General features: G+C 41.4%; 15 protein-coding genes. 9 read left to right on the forward strand and 6 right to left on the reverse strand.

Going from position 1 to position 13,427, the window contains the following annotated elements; translation table 11 throughout:
- A partial coding sequence (locus DP116_RS20695; protein WP_169156963.1) for a glycosyltransferase family 2 protein occupies positions 1–833 on the reverse strand: 833 nt, incomplete at its 3' end.
- A gap of 15 nt (positions 834–848) precedes the next feature.
- Positions 849–1,571: a C40 family peptidase gene (locus tag DP116_RS20700; protein ID WP_169156964.1), complete on the reverse strand. Its 723-nt coding sequence runs from the start codon at positions 1,569–1,571 to the stop codon at positions 849–851.
- A gap of 13 nt (positions 1,572–1,584) precedes the next feature.
- Here DP116_RS20700 and DP116_RS20705 point away from each other — a divergent pair, with 13 nt between their 5' ends.
- The 3 genes from DP116_RS20705 to DP116_RS20715 all read left to right on the forward strand — a co-directional run bounded on the left by DP116_RS20705 (position 1,585) and on the right by DP116_RS20715 (position 3,759).
- On the forward strand, positions 1,585–2,529 hold the full coding sequence (locus DP116_RS20705; protein WP_169156965.1) for a serine hydrolase: 945 nt from the start codon (positions 1,585–1,587) through the stop codon (positions 2,527–2,529).
- A 143-nt stretch (positions 2,530–2,672) separates the two neighbouring features.
- Positions 2,673–3,464: a YdcF family protein gene (locus tag DP116_RS20710; RefSeq protein WP_169156966.1), complete on the forward strand. Its 792-nt coding sequence runs from the start codon at positions 2,673–2,675 to the stop codon at positions 3,462–3,464.
- Positions 3,465–3,534: 70 nt separating this feature from the next.
- On the forward strand, positions 3,535–3,759 hold the full coding sequence (locus DP116_RS20715; RefSeq protein ID WP_169156967.1) for a hypothetical protein: 225 nt from the start codon (positions 3,535–3,537) through the stop codon (positions 3,757–3,759).
- A gap of 143 nt (positions 3,760–3,902) precedes the next feature.
- Here the strand turns inward: DP116_RS20715 and DP116_RS20720 are convergent, their stop codons facing one another.
- Together DP116_RS20720 and pgsA are read right to left on the reverse strand one after the other, a co-directional pair.
- Complete coding sequence (locus DP116_RS20720; protein WP_169156968.1) at positions 3,903–4,172, reverse strand: ferredoxin-thioredoxin reductase variable chain; 270 nt, start codon at positions 4,170–4,172, stop codon at positions 3,903–3,905.
- A 757-nt stretch (positions 4,173–4,929) separates the two neighbouring features.
- On the reverse strand, positions 4,930–5,475 hold the full coding sequence (gene pgsA / locus DP116_RS20725; protein ID WP_169156969.1) for a CDP-diacylglycerol--glycerol-3-phosphate 3-phosphatidyltransferase: 546 nt from the start codon (positions 5,473–5,475) through the stop codon (positions 4,930–4,932).
- Positions 5,476–5,797: 322 nt separating this feature from the next.
- On the opposite strand from pgsA, the gene DP116_RS20730 reads away from it, so the two are divergent.
- The 6 genes from DP116_RS20730 (at position 5,798) to DP116_RS20750 (ending at position 11,957) form a co-directional block, all read left to right on the forward strand.
- A complete protein-coding gene (locus tag DP116_RS20730) occupies positions 5,798–7,234 on the forward strand; it encodes an aspartate ammonia-lyase (RefSeq protein ID WP_169156970.1) in 1,437 nt (478 codons plus the stop codon).
- 71 nt (positions 7,235–7,305) lie between these two features.
- The gene (locus tag DP116_RS20735) at positions 7,306–8,277 is read left to right on the forward strand and encodes an Npun_F2552 family protein (protein WP_169156971.1); all 972 of its coding nucleotides are present in this window, start codon (positions 7,306–7,308) and stop codon (positions 8,275–8,277) included.
- Between the two features lie 923 nt (positions 8,278–9,200).
- The gene (locus tag DP116_RS30895) at positions 9,201–9,389 is read left to right on the forward strand and encodes a TLTLP motif-containing protein (protein WP_246275727.1); all 189 of its coding nucleotides are present in this window, start codon (positions 9,201–9,203) and stop codon (positions 9,387–9,389) included.
- Positions 9,390–9,735: 346 nt separating this feature from the next.
- Complete coding sequence (locus DP116_RS20740; protein WP_169156972.1) at positions 9,736–10,254, forward strand: inorganic diphosphatase; 519 nt, start codon at positions 9,736–9,738, stop codon at positions 10,252–10,254.
- Positions 10,255–10,658: 404 nt separating this feature from the next.
- Positions 10,659–11,045, forward strand: a complete 387-nt coding sequence (gene panD, locus DP116_RS20745; protein ID WP_169156973.1) for an aspartate 1-decarboxylase — start codon at positions 10,659–10,661, stop codon at positions 11,043–11,045.
- 12 nt (positions 11,046–11,057) lie between these two features.
- Positions 11,058–11,957, forward strand: a complete 900-nt coding sequence (locus DP116_RS20750; RefSeq protein ID WP_169156974.1) for an MBL fold metallo-hydrolase — start codon at positions 11,058–11,060, stop codon at positions 11,955–11,957.
- A gap of 48 nt (positions 11,958–12,005) precedes the next feature.
- On the opposite strand, the gene DP116_RS20755 is transcribed toward DP116_RS20750, so the two are convergent.
- Complete coding sequence (locus DP116_RS20755; protein ID WP_339381508.1) at positions 12,006–12,419, reverse strand: transposase; 414 nt, start codon at positions 12,417–12,419, stop codon at positions 12,006–12,008.
- Positions 12,420–12,557: 138 nt separating this feature from the next.
- Positions 12,558–13,067: a helix-turn-helix domain-containing protein gene (locus DP116_RS20760; protein ID WP_169156976.1), complete on the reverse strand. Its 510-nt coding sequence runs from the start codon at positions 13,065–13,067 to the stop codon at positions 12,558–12,560.
- Positions 13,068–13,427: the final 360 nt, after the last annotated feature.

The following is a 13,427-nucleotide window of genomic DNA, read 5'->3' on the forward strand; positions in this document are numbered from 1 at the left end:
AGTTTCACAAAAGTCAAGTAAATTCCAATCGCCCCACCTGAAGTCATTGCAATCAAGCCCCACAGCCCAAAAACGTGCATTGGGCGTGTAAGGAACTTTTTCATAAACAAAATTGTTAACAAATCCATTAATACCCGGAACGTCCGCCATATCCCATACTTGCTGCGACCAAAGCGACGGGCGTGATGACGCACGGGCATTTCTGTAATTCTCGCTCCTTCAATATATGCCAAAGCCGGAAGAAAGCGGTGCAGTTCTCCATAAAGGTTCATATCTGCCACGAGTTCAGCGCGGTAGGCTTTAAGCGAACAACCATAGTCATGAATATACACACTTGTGGTTCGCCTAATTAACCAGTTGGCAATTTTGGAAGGAAGTAATCGATTCACAGCACCATCTTGCCGATTTTTTCGCCAACCGCTGACCAAATCGTAGCCTTCCTCCAACTTTGCCAGTAACATGGGGATATCAGCAGGGTCATTTTGAAGGTCGGCATCTAAAGTGACAATTGCTTTACCCAAAGCATAGTTAAATCCAGCAGCCATCGCCGCAGTTTGACCATAATTGCGACGCAAAATCACGGCTTTTAAATCGTTGCGGATTTGCCCTTGTTCTCTGAGAAACTGTGCTGAACCATCTGTTGAACCATCATCCACACAGATGATTTCATAACTTAAGTCAGTGTTGGATAATGTGGATGCGATCGCCTCAAGCAAATGAGGCAAACTTTCCACTTCATCATGCACAGGTACCACAACCGAAACATCTGGGATAACCGACGATATTTCGTGATTTTGCCCAGCTAACCCATTTGAAACCAGTCCACTCCTCATATTCCTCTTCTTTCCTCAGCGTTGTTGAGGTTCGTAACTCTTGACCACTCTTCCAGCACCGCGCAGTTGCTGGTAATATGACTGGCTAACCTCATCACCTTGTTCCGAAAGACGGTCAATGCCAATACCATTACGTCCTATTACTTTGCCAGAACTATGGATATAGCAGCCATCTCCCAAATACAGTCCCACATGAGTCGCTTTTTGGGAAGTTCCGAAAAACACAAGGTTACCTGGTTGTAATTCTGCGATAGAAATGGATTGGGTGAAATCTTCCTGCTGATAGGCATCTCTAGGTATATAAATACCTACCGAAGCGAACGCCGCTTGCATCAATCCTGAACAGTCATAATTTGGTCCTACCGTACCACCCCAGAGGTAATAATTTGGTTGTTGCATAGCTTTTTGGGTAAACTCAATTACCTCTGGCAGTCGTTTTTTAATTTCTGATTCAGAAAATGTTTTCGCTTTATAAGGTAAAGTGCATGATTGTAACAAACCCAAATCCGATAGTGACAGCCACCCTGGATAGTCATCCTCGGACAAACACACCTGTACAGACGTTGCATGCAACGTCTCTATATCCTGATAGCTTGATGTTACCCACAAATATCGCCCAGTTGCAGCTTGAGTTGCCAATCGGTCACAACTGGGAGAATCATAGATGTTTAGATCAGCTAAGCACTGGTACTCACCAGGTTTGAGAGTTTGGATTTTAGATTCTAGATTAAAGGACATCGGTGAAACAACAATGAATTTCTTCTTTAATAAAGACGATCAACTGGAAAATCTTGGGTTAGGCATTTTAGAAGCAACTTGGGCTGCATTTCCAACTTTAGCGCGCAACCAAATTGCTTTGACTTGGATTGTTTACGATCCGCCTGTCCTTGTGAACACTGGTGGTGCTTTAACTCCAGATGCTTTTTGGAACTACCCAATTCGTGGTTTCACTTATCGCGGAGTGGAACGAATTTACCCTGCAAGTGTCGTGAAGTTGTTTTACCTAGTCGCAGTCAACGAATGGCTAGAGAAAAACATGGTTTCCACATCCAAAGAGTTGGAAAGGGCTATGCGCGATATGATTGTTGATTCTAGCAATGATGCCACGAGTTTAGTTGTAGATATCTTAAGTGGAACCACTTCTGGACCAGAATTATCACCAGGACCATTTGAAACTTGGAAACAGCAGCGCAATATTGTTAACCGCTATTTCCAATCTCTTGGATGGTCAGAGATGGAAACGATTAATGTTTGCCAAAAAACTTGGTGTGATGGTCCTTATGGACGAGAAAGGGCTTTTGTAGGAGAGTTGCTAGAGAATCGCAATATGCTGACGACAAATGCTACCGCGAGGTTGCTACATAGTATTATTGGTGGTGTGGCGGTGTCTAGTGGGCGATCGCAAGCCATGATGGCTTTGATCAAGCGCAGTCTTAACCCCAATGATTTGCCAAAAGATGCTGAAGAAGACCAAGTGACAGGCTTTTTGGGCGGTGCACTTCCTCAAGAAGCACAAATTTGGTCAAAGGCGGGTTGGACGAGTCAAGTCCGCCATGATGCAGCTTACATAGAGTTAAGCGAAAAACGCCCTTATCTGCTTGTTGTATTTACTGAAGGCAAAGCGAATGCTAAGAACCGCGAAATTTTGCCCTTTGTCTCGAAGCTGGTGAGGGAAGCTGTTGTCGGTTTAGGTTAGTTATTTCTGACTTGATAGGTGACTATAGCGGTTCTCTGTTGGATCTGGAGTTTAAATACTAGTTCATACAAGCATGAGTGGTTTACTCGCAATGGTGCAAAATCTCAGTAAACTGACAACACATTTTTTGAGAACATTGCCAAATGTTTTTATATCTCTCTAAATTGCTACCACTGTTTCTCTATCCTCTGGGACTAGCTTGCTTATGCTTACTGGTAGCACTTTTCATGTTATGGAAACGTCCACGTACAGCAGCACTTGCAATTGCACTAGCGCTGATTCTATTGTTATTTACGAGTAATGGTTGGGTTTCTCGCTCACTTGTCCAGTCTCTAGAATGGCAAAATCTTCCACTGACTGAAATACCAACGGCAGAAGCTATCGTGGTTTTGGGTGGTGCGACTAAATCAGCTTTACCACCACGACCATCTGTAGATTTAAATGAAGCAGGCGATCGCGTCATTTATGCTGGTCAACTCTACCGCCAAAAAAAAGCTCCGATTATTATTTTAAGTGGTGGTCGCATTGATTGGAAGGGAGGCGGTCCATCAGAGTCAGCGGATATGGCTACCATTCTCACTTCTATTGGTATCCCAAAAGAAGTTATTGTACAGGAGCCTGATTCCCTCAATACATATCAAAATGCGGTGAATGTCAAGAAAATTCTCAATTCTCGTGGAATTCGCCGTGTTTTACTGGTGACTTCTGCGATTCATATGCCGCGATCGCTTCTCATCTTCCAACATCAAGGTATTGATGTCATTCCAACGCCTACTGACTTTCTCGTCAGTCAGAGTGAATTGCAAGAAATGACTAGCACCCCAAAAGGGGCATTACTGAATGTGCTACCTGATGTTGATAACTTACACCTATTTACATCTGCTTTGAAAGAATACGTTGGAATTCTCGCTTATCGCTTGCGCGGATGGCTGTAAGTCATAATAAATAGAGATTTGTAGAAGAAATCCCACTTTCAATTCTTAAGTTTTAACTGAATTTGTGAATATGTCTCAAGAATTACCCCAGATTATACCTTCTCCTCAAAGCGAAGTTGAGGATACATTCTCTGCATACCAAACAACTCATCAGTTTTACACAGAAGTTCAGGCGCGCTCAGAGTTAAAGCAATATTGTGAATGGTATTATACTACAGCAGAGCGCCATCGTCAAGATTTAGAAAAAATGCGGGGCGAACTGAATATCATGCAGTGGTTTCGGAAAACTAGATAACCCAATTTTGAGTTTCGTCAGGTTCTTTCTTTGGGAATAATGTAAGAGTCATTAGATATAGTAAAGTACGGCCTCCTGCTAAAAGGAGGCTACTTATTTTCAAGAGTGATATTCACAAAATGCTGTCGTTCAGCACAAAAAAGCTAGATAAGTTCTAACTCAGCTTCACGCAAGTGGGCCTTAAATTTTTTACTAAATTGGACATAAATCGGCAAATTAGCACTGACAGGTCTACCTTGCCATTGATTAATAATACTTATCACTTCACCTTCTGTGTCTTTGATGTCAAAAGCTTCACCGCGATGCTCAGGATGATGATAAACTATGACGGATTCTTTAACGCGGATGCGATCGCCAATTTTCATAACAGTATTTACACCTAGTTTCTGTTCCACAAGTGTCTCCACAGCCATCCCTCACTGAACTTTCTTTTTGGAAAAATAGACTGCTTGCACATTTTATTGCTGTTTGTACTTCGTCTTCACAGACACGCCGTCTTCACGCCTCTGTAACTACTAGACAAACAAAGCCTGCCTGTGCAGGCTTTATTATTCAATGATTTGCCTTAGTCCTTGGTTGTTTGTTCTCCCAATCAACGAACAGACGAACAAAGATAAGGCAACATCAAAGTCGCCTCGTACTTTGGCAAGAGGTCTAGTCTTTATTATCTTCACTCTTGGACGTTCCTAAGGTCAACTATTTGATTAGGATTATGAAATTATCACTCCATATTCCTCTATCGTCCACAGATGCTATCCCTATGAGAATGTTGTGGTCGATGAGTTTATTTCTGGAGTATGTTGCACAAGTTTTTGTAGCTATACCAAACTTGTGATCACACATCATAAGACTTGATTATTCCCGAACATATTCGGCTAATTCCTCAAGCGGCTTGTAGCACCCAATCAAATTTAGTTGAATATCTTTGTTAAGAACTAGATGACAATTTTTTCTACAGGCGAGTGTTTGAAACGATGCAAGCACCTCATGGATACACTTTGTCAAAGACTAAGAGAATGAATAACTATTGGAGAAAGATCATGTCCCTGTAAGAATCTTTCACATTTGAGAATTAGATTTTAGAACGCTTTTCCAAACAATCAGGCAGCTATCTTTGTGCAGATAGTTGAGAACTTTCTTCAATCCCGAACAATCATCTTAAAATAAAAACTACTCCTTTGGGCTTGACGCATTACCCGAAGTATGAGGGGTATCTTTTTCTGGTAAAAGGTAGATAGCTCCAGAAATGATTGTCAGAACAACAGAAATCCAGAAGGCAATAATGGAAGGTAATTGCCATACTTGGGGTAGAGGTGCAATCAGAAGTGCGATCGCAATGATTTGACTAACTGTTTTGAGTTTGCCCCAAATATTCGCCCCCGTAATCTTGGTTTTACTGACACGCCAACCTGCAATAGCCAACTCTCGTCCCAAAATCAGAAACACTCCCCAAGCAGGGACTTTTCCTAACTCAATTAAAGCGAGTAACGGCGCAAGTACCAGCAATTTATCGACTAAGGGGTCAAGAAATTTACCCAAGTCGCTGATTTGGTTAAGTTTCCGTGCCAAATAGCCGTCTAACCAATCAGTCAGAGAAGCGACGAGAAAAATTGCCAAACAAATCCATCTGGCTTGGGGCGTAGGATTATACAAGCCATAAAGTAGAAATGGTATCCCTAGAAGACGAGAGAAAGTAATCCAGTTAGGTAAAGTCATAAACAATTCAAAATTCAAAATTCAAAATTGAAAATTAGGAAACTTAATCCTGAGAATCCCTCTATAGCAGTCCCAAATTATTCATAAGATTTTCTCTTCTCTTTCTTGGCGTCCTTGGCGTCTATGTCCTTCGGACACGCTTCGCTAAGGCGGTATGCGCCAAGGGCGCACGCTACGCGAACGATAATTCTCACAACTCATATAGGATTGCTATAGTTGCTAACTACAGGTGTAACACCGATAGATGAGATGAAAGGGATAAGGGGACAAGGGGATAAGGAGAATATACACTCTTGAGTGATGACTAATTCCAAAAAATAGTATGACTCAACAAATAAATTCTCAAGTGAGAATAGAACGCGATTCGATGGGCGATCGCCAACTACCTAGTACTGCTTACTACGGTATTCAAACATTGCGGGCAACAGAAAACTTCCCCATTAGCGGCATTAAACCTTTAGCTACTTACGTAGATGCTGGCGTTCTTATTAAAAAAGCGACAGCAATTGTCAATGGTGAACTCGGCTGTATTCCCCAAGATGTCAGTCAAGCAATTATACAAGCTGCTGATGAAGTGCTTGCTGGAAAGTTTCGCGACCAATTTGTGGTAGATGTCTACCAGGCTGGTGCTGGAACTTCTCACCATATGAATGTTAACGAAGTCTTGGCAAATCGCGCTTTAGAAATTCTCGGCGAAGAAAAAGGCAATTACAAGCGTGTTAGTCCTAACGACCACGTTAACTACGGACAGTCTACCAATGATGTCATTCCCACAGCAATTCGTATTGGTGGCTTATTGGCACTATCAAAAACGCTACATCCGGCTTTAGAAAAAGCAATAGCAGCATTAGAAGAAAAAGCCGAAGAATTTCAACATATCGTCAAATCCGGCAGAACCCACATGCAAGATGCTGTACCCGTGCGTTTGGGTGAGAATTTTCGCGCTTGGGCACACATTTTGAGTGAACATCAAAACCGTATTTACACAGCTTCTTCTGACTTGATGGTGCTAGGTTTGGGAGGAAGTGCAGCAGGGACAGGTTTAAACACTCATCCTCAGTATCGTGCCCGTGTGGTAGAAACAATCTCAGATTTGATAAATCTCCCTTTGGAACCTGCATCTCACCTGATGGCAGCAATGCAGAGTATGGCACCATTCGTTCATATTTCCGGTGCTTTACGTAACTTAGCTCAAGATTTAGTCAAAATATCTCATGATTTGCGTCTGATGGATTCGGGACCAAAAACTGGCTTAAAAGAAATTCAACTACCTCCAGTGCAACCAGGTTCCTCAATTATGCCAGGAAAGTACAATCCAGTCATGGCAGAAATGACATCAATGGTATGCTTTCAGGTGATGGGTTACGATAGTGCGATCGCTCTTGCCGCACAAGCAGGACAATTAGAATTAAATGTGATGATGCCTCTGATTGCTTATAACCTAATTCACAGCATCGAAATTCTTGGTAACACCATCGCCGCACTCACCGAACGCTGTATCAAGGGCATTACCGCTAACCAAGAACGTTGTTTAGCTTATGCTGAAGGCAGTTTAGCCTTAGTCACAGCATTAAATCCCCACATTGGTTATTTGAATGCAGCTGCTGTCGCCAAAGAATCTTTAGAAACTGGCAAGTCTTTGCGGCAGATTGTCTTGGAACGTGGTTTCATGAGTGAAACAGAATTAGCCCAAGTATTAAATCTGGAACAAATGAGTGCGATTGTGCCTCTAAATATACTAGACGGCACATCGGATTAGAGAACAAAGAAGGAAGATAAAAGAAATAACTCTTCCTTCTTGATTTTTTCTTATTCGTTCTTTATTTCACTATGCAGACTCAAACAGCATCCGTCAGCTTAATTCGCGCCACTTCCTACGAACGGGAAGCATTGCGAGAATCTTTAGAAACACTGCTGGAACCTTTGGGAGGAATGGCGGCGTTTGTCAAAGAAGGAAACCGCGTCTTACTCAAACCTAACCTACTAACAGGCGCACGTCCTAGTAAAGAATGTACGACTCGTCCAGAACTGGTTTATGCAGTCGCCCAAATGGTTATAGAAGCAGGCGGTAAACCATTTTTAGGGGATAGTCCCGCTTTTGGTAGCGCCAAGGGAGTCGCAGTCGCAAATGGTTATCAGCCTATTTTAGAAGAACTGAATCTTCCTATCATCGATTTTCATGGTCAGCGTTACCAAACCGTCAGCGAAGACTTTGACCATCTGCTACTGTGCAAAGAAGCAATGGAGGCAGATGTCGTGATTAACCTACCCAAGGTAAAATCTCATGCCCAATTGGTACTAACTTTAGGGGTGAAAAATCTATTTGGTTGTGTTCCAGGCAAGATGAAAGCTTGGTGGCATATGGAAGCAGGAAAAGACGCAAATCGATTTGGTGAAATGTTGGTCGAAACTGCTAAAGCAATTCATCCTAACTTAACTATACTTGATGGCATTATTGGTCATGAAGGCAATGGTCCGAGTGGTGGTGAACCCCGTCCACTGGGGATTTTAGCAGCATCACCAGATGTTTTTGCTTTAGATCGTGCTATGGTGCAAATCCTCAATGTTCCAGCAGAACAAGTACCCACTGTCGCTGCATCAATACGGCTGGGGTTAGTTGGTGAACTGAACAACATCAATTTTCCTCACCTACATCCCGACTTACTAAAAATAGATGATTGGCGACTACCAGACAAGTTTTTACCCATTGATTTTGGAATGCCCCGCGTCATCAAGTCTACGTTCAAACATCTTTACATAAGATTTATCAAAGAACCTATGAGTGCATATGCCAAACGATAGTTGCATTTAGCGCATCATATAAGCAACAAGTGCAAAGTCTGTTACAACAATTTCACGCTTTGGCAGAGTAAGCTGTAAATACCCTCCGATTGCTTAACCAAACCGCCCTCATTAAGTGGCGGTTTTTTTATTGCTTAGGCTTTCGTTATCAGAGGTAAAGCACATTGAGATAACACATTTTCAGTTGTGTTTGGATGTGGAGTCATTCTTTGGGTTTAAGTTAAAAGAGTTAGAAGAAATGATTAAATTTTCTTTCGACACGCTACTTTGACACCCCAAAAAATTTGTCCTACGATTGACCCATGAAAACATTTTTTGGGTGCAATTACTGAGGAATTATTTACATGACAGTTCATTTCTACTTGCAAAAGGTTGTCTAGTATCATGTTGCTAGTATCCAGCAGATTGCAAGTTAATGAGGCACACCTTTTCAACTCAAGAGTCCAGATAGAGAGCAAATTTTACTTCTGACTTCTGGCTCAGGAATTGCTGAATTCTGTATGAGCACGCACGCCCAGAGGGCTAACGCGTAGCGTGTCCGCAAGACATATTATGCTGTATATTTTGCAAAGGCACGCTGTCCCTTAGAGTGACAAGCAAGAATAATTTGATATCATTTATCTATGAATATCATCTTGCCAAAAACAGTCATTTTTCATACTATCATTTTCAGTGTTTCCTAAAATGGTTACGAAATTAAGTTAAATGAGTCTGTGAAATTAATGACAAAGTAAAACTTAAAAATTTCAACTCCAATTTTGTATCAAGCGTCTCATCTACAGAAACAAGTATAGATAACTTAAGAAATGATTGATATTATTTCTTAATAGATAGTATAATTTGAAAAAATAGCTAAAATAGAAGTAAGACTCTTCGCAAAAGAGTCAAAACAAAATAATAAGTGTCAAAAACTTCAACTTTTTATGCATTCAAATACCCAATCTGCTGACCCTGCCAGTACATATTCCCATAGGTTGGCAGATATTGTAGGAACAATGATCGGTCTTTTAACTCTGACTCTACCCCTGTTTGTTATTGGCCACTATTCTTCAAACAGTGTTCAGAATCATCAGCAACCAATTACCTACAATATAAAAGCAGATGCAGATTAGACAAAACTTGACTCTTGAACCGCAGTTGCGTGACTGTTGGCAGAGTCGTCGGCAGTTTGCATGCACAAAAAGGGCTTCGAGATTCCCTGTGAGAATGAGATAGACGACTCCTCAACCATCTCTTCCCGTGACAACCTACAATTGCCATAGGTTAGAGATATATTTGTCGTCGGCGTCCGGCTTATGTCCCACCGCTTTGTTTGAGTACAAATATAGCGGGGGACTTACGCCAAATGAGTTAACGGTGGCAGTATGAAATAACAGTAGTCCATTTTAGCCTAGAATTATACACTGGGAGCTAAGCATGAAGCACCCCCTAATTCACCGTTAACTGAGGACTTTTGTTGTGGATTTATCCCGTATTCCTGCCCAACCTAAACCAGGTCTAATTAACGTTCTAATTGAAATTCCAGGCGGGAGTAAGAACAAATACGAATACGATAAAGAACTTCAAGCTTTCGCCTTAGACAGAGTACTATACTCGTCGGTACAATATCCATACGACTACGGCTTTGTACCCAACACCTTGGCAGATGACGGCGATCCATTGGATGGTATCGTGATCTTGGATGAGCCAAGCTTTCCAGGATGTGTCATTGCAGCAAGACCAATCGGTATGTTAGAGATGATAGACGGAGGCGATCGCGATGAGAAAATCCTTTGTGTTCCTGATAAAGACCCACGTTACACTTCCGTAAAATCCTTGAAAGATCTTGCACCACACCGACTTCAAGAAATAGCTGAATTTTTCCGCACATATAAAAATTTAGAAAAAAAAGTGACGGAAATTCTCGGGTGGCAAGATGTTGATCAGGTCTTGCCTTTGGTAGAAAAGTGTATTAGAGCTGGTAGTGGAAAAAGTTAAGACTCACATTCACAAAAAACTTGAAACATTTGCAATACTCCAGCGTCAGTTAATTAATGAACAGCAATCTATTGATTATTGTCTAAACTGATAACTGGTGAGCTTTAAGGTATCTCCTATGCCTATGGCTAACGCCATTCAAAGCAGCGTCTAGGCAGGAGATACATCAGACATGCTCGTCGCAAGGCGATAAGCTGCGCATTTGCCCGATTCGTACGCTTTGCCCTAAGGCTAACGCCAGTTTCTTGTGTCCGGAAACCCTCACAAACAACACCAGTCTCACCAGTACCTGTGTCAGGAAACAGCGGTGCAAAACTGGACTCACCAGTTTTCTACGAAAAAACAACCTTCAAAAGACACTGATAACTGATCACTGATAACTGATCACTGATAACTCAAACCCAATGCAGCGCACGCTTCTTTTGGCAAAAATTCATAACTGCACGCTCACAGCAACAAATATTAACTATGTAGGAAGTATCAGCATAGACCAAGTTCTGTTGGATAAAGCGGGTATCTTATGGTATGAGCAGGTGCACGTAGTGAATGTTTCCAATGGCGAGCGATTTATCACTTATGCAATTCCGGCTGCACCGAATTCAGGAGCAATTGAACTGAATGGGGCAGCAGCACGTCTAGGCATGAGTGGCGATCGCTTAATTATAATGTCTTACGCGCAGTTCAATTCGGAAGAGTTAAAAATATACTCTCCCACAGTTGTCATTGTGGACAACAGAAACCAACTGTTAGAAGTGCGGCGCTACGATGACCTGCTTAGTCGTCAGACCTAGTTTCGAGCAAATATGTCAAATTTTAAGCAGTCGCCTTCCCAGAAGCAGCCAACTCCAGAACCACTGCCTCAAATTTTGAGTCCAGAGTTGGAGTTTGTGGTGCAATTTTGGGGTGTACGGGGTTTAATTCCCACACCAGATAGCCACACCATCCAATATGGTGGTAATACAGCTTGTGTGGAAATGCAAATAGCTGGAAAACACTTAGTTTTTGATGGCGGTACTGGTTTACGGCTACTTGGAAAAAATTGGCTGCAACAACAATCACCCTTAAATGCCCATTTATTTTTTACCAACTCCCAATCAAATCGTATCCAAGGTTTTCCTTTTTTTGCTCCCGCATTCAAGAGCGAAAATTGCTTCCATATTTACGGAACAGCCGCCTTAAATGGAGCATCAATTAAGCAATGTTTGTGTGATCAAATGCTTCAGCCTCACTTTCCTTACCCTTTACAGTTCATGCAATCTGAATTGCACTTTCATAATTTGACATCAGGTAAGGTGGTGAATATAGATGATCTTACCATCACAGCGGCAATCATTAATCACGAGCAAAAATCAATAGGTTATAGAGTCAGTTGGAAAGACTACAGTGTTGCCTATCTCACAGATTTATCTAAGATTGCAAATGAAGCGGATCGAAAATGCATAGCGCAGCTTGCAAAAAACGTTAATTTGCTCATTGCTAATGCCACTTATACAACTCCCGCAGCACCCAATCATAACGAACCTGACTTTCACTGGGGTACTGCTGTCGATTTGGCGAAAACTGCTAAGGTGAACCAGTTAGTTATTTCTCATCATCGTCCAGATGACCACGATGATTTTCTCGACCAAGTTCAGATTGAAGTACAATCTGTCTTCCCTAAAGCATTACTAGCTAAAGAAGGTTTAGTTTTAGCTATTGTATAGTAAATTTTTGATAACAGGGAACTCTTAACAGGGAACTCTTATACCAATTTAATATGAAGCTGCATAGAAAAGAGCTTCTAAAATAAAGTTATAAGAGGAGATAGATATTACCTGCTCGAATGTTAATTGCTCGAATAGTTGTTGTATGCGAGTGCGTAAGTCTTGCAAAGAAGAAAAAAGTTCATTCTTGAGAGATTTTTTGAGATACTGCCACAGCCTTTCAATGGGATTGAGTTCCGGGGAATGAGGTGGTTGAAGCAGGGGAATAATATTTTCCGGCCAATTAATCGCACCACTGATATGAGCAGGAGCTTGGTCTATTTGTAAAATTGCATAATCTTCACCTAATTGCACAAGATACCAGTCTAAAAACTGTTGAAAATATTCACCATTAAGTTTGGGGTAAACTTGAGTGAAAATGTTGTCCTGTGAATGGCTCAATTGCACCATAAATCCAAAAATTTTTCCTCTGCCATTTCACGGATACAGTAGGTTTGACTCCAGAAGCAGTAATCACTTTTCCCGTTAAAGTTTTTAATCCCACCCTGGTTTCATCCTGACACAGATAATGAATACATTTTCCTGGTGCTAGATGTTTTTCTAGGATATTGAGGATGATACCGAGTTTTTTTGAAACTCAGATACTAACTTCTCATCCTGCTTATGGCTTTGCGGACGTGGTACTTTGAGTTTTGCTCCTAATTTATATCTCACTAACGCATACACTGTTGCATACTCTACTTCCAGTCCCTGTTCTTTTTTTAACCACTCCACTATTGCGCCATACCTACTAAAGCCTTTTCCTGTTTTTAACTTTTCCTCAAGTGCTGCGATCGCACGCTCGTTAATTTTTCGTTTTGCTCCTGGAGCTTTTTTAATTTCTAATAATTCATCTAGCCCCCCTGACCTATACTTTTGTATCCACCTTGTCACCGTTGAAGTATCTTTCGCCAAGCGTTTTCCAATGTCTTGCTGCTCCTGAACCTGACCACTTTTGATCCACCACAGCATCATAAGTTTTTCTTTCTGCTTCCCTAAGTTGGCTGTTTGTAAACGTTTTTTAAGTTCTTCTTCGCTCTCTGCGATTTCAATCTTAAAAGGGCGGCTCATGGTTATTTTAATTTATCGAGTTTGTTTCTTCTATTATATGCAGTTTCATATTAAAATGGTATTAACAGGGAACTCTTAACAGGCTTGATGGTCTGGTGGTGTCCGTATCTTCTCATGAGTTCATATCCTAATCTACCTGGCAACGGCTATATTTGAAATAAAAATCTTTGAAATTTTTGTAAAAAATTGGAAATTGTACACAAAACTCATGTTTTTAAATGTGATGGCAATTTCACAAAAAAATGCGACAGGTCTTTTGGTTAGAGAGACCCCCGTAGATAGGTTTTTTGTAGTGGAAACTCTGATTTAACGCTGTTCCGCGAAATTCAAGAGTCCGCCGTGCGGTGGGCGAGGTTGTCG

Origin of the sequence: Brasilonema bromeliae SPC951 (assembly GCF_012912135.1) — a bacterium.
Taxonomy (GTDB): Bacteria; Cyanobacteriota; Cyanobacteriia; order Cyanobacteriales; family Nostocaceae; genus Brasilonema; species Brasilonema bromeliae.